Consider the following 5,130-nt stretch of genomic DNA (forward strand, 5'->3'; position numbering starts at 1 on the left):
AATACATAAAAGCGAAGCTTTCGGAAGAAGAAACGGCTAAAATTTATCGTCAACGTAAAATGGACGTGGAGCCAGTTTTTGGATTCTTGAAGGCTAATTTAGGTTTCACACGATTTTCTGTTCGTGGGAAATCCAAAGTCGAAAACGAAACCGGCCTCGCACTAATGGCCGTGAATATACGAAAATATGTGGCAAGGGGGTGAGATCTTGCCTTTATATCTTTAAAATAATTGAAAAAAGGCGAAGTCGCACCGGCGACTTCACCTTTTTTCGATTATAGAGACCTTTTGTCCCAGCCTCATTTATCGCTTTTTTAAGAAATGTCTGCTAAATTAATGTTGACAGAAGATAACCATTCGTTTTATAATTATCTCGAATTCAAGATAATAACAACTTCTTTTTACAGCTTACAAAAGTTGAATGCATATTTTTTTCGGCAAATATCTCGAATTCAAGAATTATGATATAGAGATTGGCGTTTATGCATTTTATTACCGTGGAATTAAATAGTAAAACGAAGTAGGAGTGAGTTCATTGCTATCAATTGATCCATCTGCACAAACGGAAAGAGAAAACTATAAGTTTCTAACCGGAAGTATTATTCCAAGACCGATTGCTTTTGTGACAACTCAGTCATCAAACGGAATCGTCAACGCAGCGCCTTTTAGTTATTTTAATATCGTCTCTGCAAATCCGCCGATGATTTCGATTTCAGTTCAGCGTAAAAGCGGCGAAATGAAAGATACGGCAAGAAACATTATGGAGAAAAAAGAGTTTGTGATTCACATCGTCGATGAAGACAATGTCGAGCAGGTGAATATGACGGCAGCTAACCTGCCGGCTGACGAAAGTGAGATTGAAGTAGCTAAATTAATGTTGACCGAAAGTGAAAAAATTTCGGTACCTGGGGTAAAAGAAGCAAAAATTCGCTTTGAATGCATACTTGAACAGGCAATTTCATTAGGAGAAGGTGAAGAAACAAGTACCGACTTGCTTATTGGAAAAGTTGTTCAGTATCACATTGAAGATCAGCTATATGATAAAGGGCGAATTGATCCACACGGTCTTAAAGCTGTTAGCCGCTTAGCCGGCAATGACTACGCTAAGCTTGGTAAGACTTTTACAATTGCACGACCAGAATAATAACAGTTCAATGAGAAACAATACATCTTAGAAATAAAACAGAATACCGACTTAAGGGGGTGATTTTACTCATCCAGATGAAACAGCGGTATGAATACGCATATAGAGGTGAAGAAAAATGGGATTTTTAGATAAATTATTTGGAACATCGACTAAGGAGGAAGAAAAAATGGAAAATGTAAAATTAGCGGTTATCTACTATAGTTCAACAGGTACAAACTACCAAATGGCGCAGTGGGCAGCAGACGGTGCAAAAGAAGCAGGTGCAAATGTAAAAGTATTAAAAGTACCTGAAACAGCTCCACAAGCAGCAATTGATTCAAATCCAGCTTGGAAAGCACACGTAGAAGAAACAGCTGCTGTACCAGAAGTAACGCTTGATGATTTAGAGTGGGCTGATGCAATTATCTTTAGCATTCCAACTCGTTTCGGAAACGTACCAGGACAAGTTAAGCAGTTCTTAGATACAACGGGTGGACTGTGGTTTAACGGTAAATTAGCAAACAAAGTTGTTAGTGCGATGACATCTGCACAAAACGCACACGGTGGTCAAGAACAAACTCTTTTATCTCTATACACAACAATGCATCACTGGGGCGCGCTTGTTGCATCACCAGGATACACAGATCCAGTCATTTTCAGTTCAGGTGGGAACCCTTACGGAACAAGCGTAACGGTTGATCAAAATGGGAAAATGGTTGAAGATGTGGAAGCAACAGTGAAGCATCAAGCAAAGCGTACAGTAACAGTAGCTGGATGGGTAAAGCAAGGTAATCAATAATAAAGTAAAAGCTCAACGTTAACCAAACGTTGAGCTTTTTTTGTCTATATAAGCATTTAATAAGAGCTGAACATTTCCTCTTCAACAGCGTTCATAATATGAAAGGCTCCGCGTGATTTGTTTGAACAGATAACGGCAGTGACAGCTGACTTTGGATAAAAAGCAGAGTGAAAGCTAACCCCTGGGTCATAACCCATAATATGATATTTGAAAATAGCTCTTTCTCTTTTCTCTATCCACACCCCATAGCCATAAAAACTATTTTCATTATTGGTTTCAGTATGAGGGGTAAGCAAACGCGTAGTATATTTCTTACTGAGTAGCTGATGATTCAAAAGAGAGTTCCACAAGCGGTTCATGTCACAAACCGTTACGAACGCCCCGCCATCTGCACCTCCCTTAGCAGGAAGGGAGTAAATATTTGTTTTCCACTTGTCGTCTGGAAAGTCAATGTAGCCAAGTGCTGTATGATTTGGCAGAGCGTCGAGTTCAAAATAGCCAGAGCTTGTCATATGTGCTTTATGTAGGATCTCTTTTTCTACGTATGTATGAAATGAAAGCTGAGTTGTTTGCTCTATAATTAAGCCGAGTAGGATATAACCGGCATTATTATAATGAAACTGCTCTTCAACTTTATACTTCATCGGTTCATACTGGAAAAAAGGAAGAAATTCTTCTAAGTTTCTTATTTTGTACATTGGGGTTTTTGTCCACAACTCTTCAAAATCATCCATCACTTCTTCATCAAAATAGTCAGGTATTCCAGCTGTATGCGTTAAAAGGTGATGAACAGTAATGGTTTCATCAAAATGAGGAAAATCAATATCAAGGCACTCTTTTAATCTTGTTTCAAACGAAAGGACGCCTGCTTCTACAAGCTGACAAATCGCAATAGCTGTAAAGAGCTTACAGCCAGATGCAATACCATATCGCGTAGCAAGGCTATTTTTTATTTGATCAGCTCGATTGGCATAGCCGTAGCTACTTTCAGCTAGTATATGGTGTTCATCTTTAATAAGAATACTTCCAGAAAAGTTAACTTTCTTTTGGGTATCGCTAATAACGCTTAAAATATTCGTATTCAATGTAGTTCCCTCCGCCATCGTTCACATCTTTTGACATCATGTAATTCTTTCTTTATGTAGTTACATATTGTGATTGGGATTTCCTGCTAGGTAGAGTAAGAAGAAGATTAAAGATAAGTGAAGTATAAAAAAAACAGGTCCTGTTGATGGACCTGGCTCTTGAAAGTATTTAAAAGGAGTAAGTTTCACCATCTTCTGGAATGAGGAGCTTATCCGTTATTTCATGCTTAATGGCAAACTGCTTTAATTCAGCTCTTGATAGCGTCCAATGATTTACGGCTTCCATATGAACGGAAATAATAGTTGCTTTAGGAGCAAACTGATGAACATGCAGGATGTCTTCTTTCCCCATTACAAGTGAGCCGCCTTCAAGGAATTGATTATCTCCACCATTTACAACAATAACGTCTGGCTGGTGGGCTGAGAGATTCTCTTTTACTCCTTCATACCAAACTGTATCACCTGCAACGTACAGCGTTTTTTCATCTTCATGCTTAAAGACAATTCCACACACTTCCCCAGTTAGCTTAAGAATCTCACCGCGGCCATGTTCACCTTTTGTTTTAATTAGCTGTATGCCTGCAAATTTTGTCTGTTCAGTTAACACTTCAATGTTTGTAAAACCAGCTTTTTTACTTCAGCTTTATCCGCTTCATTTTGTACGAATAACTTTATATCTTTGTCTAACAGTTCTTTAGCAGTCTCATCAAAATGATCTAAGTGCAGGTGAGTGAGAATCACTGCATCTACATTTAATAATTGTGTTACAGGTACTGGTAGAGGCACAAGTGGATTAGGTTGATCTTGTCGTACAGAGTTTGGAAATGGAGGGTACGTACCTTGATCCGCTAACATAGGATCAATTAAAAAGGTTTTATTCGCATAGGTAAGAACAAGAGTTGCATTTCGAATTTGTTGGATCTTCATGTTTTTAGCTCCTTTTCTTTAATTTACGTATAGTTTATAGTAAAAGTAACCCAATATTACATAGTGAAAATCAAGTGTTTTCACCGTTTTACTTGATTAATGAAAGGATTTGAAATTATGTTAGACCAAACCGACTTGTCCATACTAAAAGAGCTATCCAAAAACAGTCGGATTACGATGAAAGAGCTGGGTGAAAAGGTACATTTAACTGGACAAGCAGCTGCATCGAGAGTCTTAAAGTTAGAGGACGCTGGTATTATTGAGCAGTATACGATTAAAGTAAATCAGCAAAAGCTTGGCTATCATGTTCATGCAATGATCACTATTTATACAACGAGTCCTTATCATGAGCCTTATTTATCGTTTATTAACACGCAGCGTGACTACGTCGTTCACAACTATAAAATTAGCGGGAGACGGCTGTTATCTATTAGAATGTAATTTTCCTTCCAATCAAGAGCTGGACCAATTTTTAGAATCTTTAAACGGTCATGCTAACTATAAGCTGTCTATAATTATTAACAAAAGCTGACTAAAAAAAATTGCGCTGAATAGTTTAATACAGAATGTAAAACTCAAATAATGCAGCAGGGGGATACGATGAGAAAAGTTTCTTGGTTAAGCATAGGAGTGTTTTTAATCTTTATCGTCACTGCGTGTATAGCTGAAGATTATGATGTGGGTCCACCTACGGCGCATCTCTACGCAGAAAATGCTTCGTCTGTAAGGTTAACAGAAGCGAATATTAGCTGGGCTTCATCAAGCGGAGATGTAAGTAAAACGGTAGATGATATTTGGGAGTTCGCCTTATCACAAAAGGACATTAACGCTTCTAGAAATGAAAAAGTATTTCTAGATTTTGAAGAAAACAAAGAAAACGGTGGAGATATTTGGACGAACCCAACTATAGCAGCTAATCTTTGGAAGGAAGAGCAAAAGGTTGAACTTAAAATGAATGAAAATCGAGAATTTGAAATGCCTAAAAGTACAGGTAGATATGTGTTGGAAGTTACCTTTACAACCTCAAGTGGTACTGCTCAATACGTAGGAAGTATACTTGTTAAATAATATGTTGAATGCAAAGAGGCTGGGACATAAGTAATTCAGCCAATGATAAACCTGAACGATTGAGAGTTTCTCACTTTTAATCGTTCAGGTTTTTTGTTGATTGTGAAAACAATGTTGGAAACAGGG

The 5,130-nt window shown here is 37.8% G+C and carries 5 protein-coding genes and 2 pseudogenes; 5 read left to right on the forward strand and 2 right to left on the reverse strand.

From position 1 onward, the window contains the following. From AS180_RS20885 to wrbA, 3 genes are all read left to right on the forward strand, one after another. The coding region (locus AS180_RS20885; RefSeq protein ID WP_082636441.1) for a transposase at nt 1-203 on the forward strand (203 nt) is incomplete at its 5' end. Between the two features lie 331 nt (nt 204-534). Continuing rightward, nucleotides 535-1,143: a flavin reductase family protein gene (locus tag AS180_RS20890; RefSeq protein ID WP_025910326.1), complete on the forward strand. Its 609-nt coding sequence runs from the start codon at nt 535-537 to the stop codon at nt 1,141-1,143. Between the two features lie 118 nt (nt 1,144-1,261). Continuing rightward, nucleotides 1,262-1,924, forward strand: coding sequence for an NAD(P)H:quinone oxidoreductase (gene wrbA, locus AS180_RS20895; protein ID WP_062687450.1), 663 nt, complete (start codon nt 1,262-1,264; stop codon nt 1,922-1,924). 56 nt (nt 1,925-1,980) lie between these two features. Here the strand turns inward: wrbA and AS180_RS20900 are convergent, their stop codons facing one another. Then, entirely contained in the window at nt 1,981-3,009 is a 1,029-nt protein-coding gene (locus AS180_RS20900; protein WP_090752888.1) for a serine hydrolase domain-containing protein, read from the reverse strand. A 169-nt stretch (nt 3,010-3,178) separates the two neighbouring features. Continuing rightward, nucleotides 3,179-3,936 (reverse strand): annotated as a pseudogene (locus AS180_RS20905) (MBL fold metallo-hydrolase). Between the two features lie 117 nt (nt 3,937-4,053). Here AS180_RS20905 and AS180_RS20910 point away from each other — a divergent pair. Both AS180_RS20910 and AS180_RS20915 read left to right on the forward strand, forming a co-directional pair. After that, a pseudogene (locus AS180_RS20910) lies at nt 4,054-4,468 on the forward strand (Lrp/AsnC family transcriptional regulator). Nucleotides 4,469-4,536: 68 nt separating this feature from the next. Next, nucleotides 4,537-5,004, forward strand: coding sequence for a hypothetical protein (locus tag AS180_RS20915; protein ID WP_025910331.1), 468 nt, complete (start codon nt 4,537-4,539; stop codon nt 5,002-5,004). The last annotated feature ends 126 nt before the right edge of the window (nt 5,005-5,130 follow it).

It is taken from the genome of Priestia veravalensis (genome assembly GCF_001457055.1).
Taxonomy (GTDB): Bacteria; Bacillota; Bacilli; order Bacillales; family Bacillaceae_H; genus Priestia; species Priestia flexa.